1 protein-coding gene and 2 pseudogenes are annotated in these 4468 nt (G+C 26.3%); all 3 read left to right on the top strand.

Annotated features, from left to right (window positions below; genetic code table 11):
* Nucleotides 1-63: 63 nt before the first annotated feature.
* A pseudogene (locus DIU01_RS14910) lies at nucleotides 64-1146 on the top strand (DEAD/DEAH box helicase); the annotation flags it as partial.
* A 291-nt stretch (nucleotides 1147-1437) separates the two neighbouring features.
* A pseudogene (locus DIU01_RS14905) lies at nucleotides 1438-1863 on the top strand (helicase-related protein); the annotation flags it as partial.
* A gap of 1906 nt (nucleotides 1864-3769) precedes the next feature.
* Nucleotides 3770-4468, top strand: a 699-nt coding sequence (locus DIU01_RS14900) for a hypothetical protein (protein ID WP_290835828.1), incomplete at its 3' end; no start/stop codon positions are given.

Genomic DNA, 4468 nt, shown 5'->3' with positions numbered 1-4468 from the left:
ATTTTTGAAAAAAACTTCAATAGAAATAGTTCTGATTATTTAGAAGAATACAGTTTGCTTTTTATGCCATTTTCAGTAGCTAGAATTCAAAAAACAATTATAGACCATTTTATTGCAAATAATGATTTACTGAAAAAAGAAACTTTACAAATAGCCATCATTGAAAGGGATCTGCCTTGTGGTGCTTTAGCTATCAAGAGTTTAGAAGAAATATTTTTAAATTTAAATGCTTTATTAGAAGTTCAAGACAAACTCCAAATACCAAAAATTGAATTAAGCATTTTTGAAAATGAAAAATGGGTATTAAATCAAAAATTGCATTGCGGTTATAAGCCAAAAAACGAGACCTATTTTGGAGCTAATGATTTTGATGTCATAATTGATCATTCTATTTTTAGACGCTCTCAAATCTATAAAGAAAAAGAGTATTCTATTCGCGAAGCAATAGTGATTCGTTCATCGCATTACTATGATAACAGCATTGAAAGTAGTAAAAAGATTTATTGCGCCAATTTATTAAATTATGAAGAGTTATCAATAAAAAATAGCGACGGTTCTTATTCATCCAAAAAAGTTTTTGAGGAAAATATTAATTTCTTTATCAAAAATATATTTAGAAAAAAAGAATTTAGAAATGGTCAGTTGCCAATAATTTCTAGAGCATTACAACAAAAACCAGTTATTGGTCTATTGCCTACCGGTGGTGGTAAATCATTAACCTATCAGTTACCAGTTTTTTTGCAACCAGGCTTATGTTTAGTAGTCGATCCTATTAAATCTTTAATGGAAGACCAAGTAAGGGTTTTAAACAATAATTGGATTGACTGTTGTGATTATATCAATTCTAATTTAAAAAGAGAGGAAAAACAAAGCAAACTAATTGATTTTAAGTTTGGACAAACACAATTTCTCTTCGTTTCTCCTGAAAGATTTGTAATGGAGGATTTTAGAAAAATCATAAATACTATTGACAATACCAAATACAAGTTAGCATTTTCTTTTTGTATAATAGATGAAGTACATTGTTTATCAGAATGGGGACACGATTTCCGTTCCACTTATCTGATGCTAGGTAAAAATGCTCAAAAATTTGTCAAAACAAGAAGCGGTAAAGTATCTTTAGTTGGACTCACAGCAACAGCATCTTATGATGTTTTAGCTGATATTGAAAGAGAACTTGATATAAAACATGATGATGCTGCAAATGCAGTAATTTCAATTGATAATACAATACGAAAAGAATTGTTTTTTGATTTTATCGAATGTAATGCAAAAATAGACAATCATAGTATTTCTGATAGAGAGATTAAAAACAAAATCGGTACTGTAAAAAGAGATAAACTAAATGATTATGTCAAAAACAGTATAAATAAATTAAAAACATTAGATGATAAGGTTATTTCTAATTCACTTCAACAACATTATGATGAATTTGAAATGGAATCAATTGATAATATTGTACTGGATAAAATAATTAGTAAAGAATCGGCAGCAATAAACGAAATACCAAATAGTTTAGCATTTGACACTACAACTTCAATAATATTTTGTCCACACACTCAAGGAATATTGGGCGTAACAGGTAGAGTTAATAATAGCATAAATCCAAAAGAAGTATTTGAAAATCTAGCAATAATTGATACTAAAAAGTCTTATTTCATTGGAAATGATGAGGCAGGTAGATTAAGTGAGGAAATTCATGAACATTTTGTTAACTTTTTAGATGGCAAAACTAGTTATATGGTTTGCACAAAAGCTTTTGGTATGGGAATAGACAAGGAAGACGTTAGAGCGGTTTATCATATCAACTATTCTTCTTCACCGGAAAGTTACATCCAAGAAGCAGGTAGAGCAGGTAGAGATAAGAAAAAGTCTTTATGTGTAAACTTGATTAACACAGAAGAATTCTATTTTTTAAACCCTAGTTATATAAAACAATTTTCAAAAGAAGCTAGAGTTAGATTAAGACATCTTATTGAAGCATTTGATGGTGAAAAATTCACATTAATTAGAAATTCAAATAAAGAAACATTAATAAATGATATTAAATTAATTGTAGCTAATTATTCTGATACATTCAAGATAGAAATAAATAAAAAAGAAGAACAATTAAACACCATTTTAACCTACAATTTAGATGAAAGTATTCACGATTTTTTTCATAAGAACAGCTTCAAAGGTATCGAAACAGAGTTATTTCAATTAGAGCGTTTTTTTACCAGAAAAGAAGAAATTAAGAAAACTGTTTTTAAGCAAATCACGGATATTTATAATCTTGAAAATGATAGAGAAATTGACTTTTATTTAACTCCGGATGGTGTCTACCAAGGTAATATTTGGCTTAAAACTGAAGATAAAATTAAATTTGGAAGGATAATTAGAACTAACGGAGCTGGTGTATTATCTGTTGATTTTAATCATATTCTACCTGAGGGCTCTATTGATGTGAAATTAACTAATCACATCCTCGAATTTATAAAAACCCAATGGCAAAAAAACAGTCCTAATACAACACTTTATGAATATTTGAGCAAACCAGTTGAAAATATTATAAATAATGGGCTATCGTTAAAAGATTTCTTTGAATCGGACAGCAATAATTTAAATTTCATTGTGCCGTTAGATTTAATAAAAGATAGTTTATCAGAAATTCTGATTATTGACTTTAATTTAATTATAACTCCAACTATTAATAATGTTATAAACTATTTAGAAACTTTACAAAAACAATCATCAGATTTTGTTGATTACCTTCAAAGAATAGAAGAAACTTGGAATCTAGAAATTTTAAATTCTGAAATCTATTTTAATAACAAGAGGTTATACAAAGAATTGTATTATTCTAATATTAACAGACAAGATATCTTACGTATCATTTATAGACTTTACAGCATCAAATTTATTTCTGATTACACAATAGATTACAACAAAGGTTTAGTTACAATTAGTATCAATAAAGAAGATAAAAACTTCTATATTGATGCTACATATAATCATCTATTAAAATATCTTTCTAAAGAAAAAACAGAATTAAAAATTGAAGAATTGTCAAACAAATGTATTGATTTAGATGTATTTCATACAATTAAGCAATCTGTTAAAATAATATTAGATTTCACGTATTCAGATATTGTTGGAAAAAGAAAAAAAGCGATTGAAGACATTAGAGAATTTATTACAGAAAGTATTCATCAAAATGCTAAAACAGATTTAAAGTTTAATAATGCAAAATATAATATCCATTTTAAGCAGTTAATGTTTTACTACTTCAATGCAAAATATGCAAAAAGTGGTTATGTTGAATTTGGTGAAGATCGTTCTTTAATTGATGACTTTAAAAATAAAGAATTGAATGATTGGGAAGTTTTTGTAAAATATACTAAAATATTAAATGATAAAGCATCATTCATTAATGAATGTAAAATGATGCGCGGATCTTGTAAAAGAATTTGGCGTTCATTAGCAATAGAAGATACTAAAGAAGAATATGTATTAAAACTGCTTTATGCTTATGCCAGTTTCGGTTTAAATAACCCATATTATTTTCAAGAGGCAGAGAAATATTTTTTAGAAGGTTTTGAAAACTTATACTTAAAAAACGATTATTTATATTTTGAAAATAAATTAAACAAGTTTTTAGAAATTATTTCAGAAAGTGTAAAATATGAAAATTCTAAAGAATATATTAGAAGGATAAAACATAAGTTAATGCTTAAAATTTCAACCCAAAACGTCCAAAATTTAATAAAAGAACTAAAAGATATTTAACATGGATAATATAGATCAAATATTAGAAAAGAATTACGAGCAATTAGATATTCTTAAAAGTGAATTGACAAATCTAAAAGAAATAAAAAACAGAATTGAGGAGTTAATAGACAGTAATGATAAGCTACCAATAATTTTTAGTGAAAGATTTGATAAAATAGTTGAAATAACCAATGATTTTACCAATGTATTAGGAAACTCCGTTAATGTTTTTTTAGAAGGTAATAATGATTTGTTAACTACAAACAACACTGTTTTTTCTAATAAAATTACTGAACTAGGTTCAGAAATAACTCGATTAGTCGAAGTAGATTTCAATGCTTTATTCAAAGATTTAGAAGCAAATTTTTTAGAGAATTCTAAAGTAGAAATCGGCAAAGAATTAACAAAAATTGATGAGAAAGCAGCTAATCTTCAAAACAAGATTGATGATTTAGGTAAAGAAATTACTCGTTTATCAAAAATAGATTTAGAAGAACATTTCAATAAACATCAAAGTAAGTTATCGGAAGTATTTATCTCAGTTAATGGTATAAATGGCATATTAACAACTATATCACAAAACATCAATAAGATAATTCAAAACTTTGGTGATATAGAACAAACACTTTCTAAAAACCAAAAGGAAATTAATATAGGTTTTGATGTTGTTAAAGAAAATCAAGAAAAAGCAACAAATGATTTGTTAAATAAATTAAAG

Source organism: Flavobacterium sp., assembly GCF_003525665.1.
In the GTDB taxonomy this organism is placed as follows: domain Bacteria; phylum Bacteroidota; class Bacteroidia; order Flavobacteriales; family Flavobacteriaceae; genus Flavobacterium.
The sequence above is the reverse complement of the archived record's forward strand: the minus strand, read 5'-3'. Positions and strand labels throughout refer to the sequence as shown.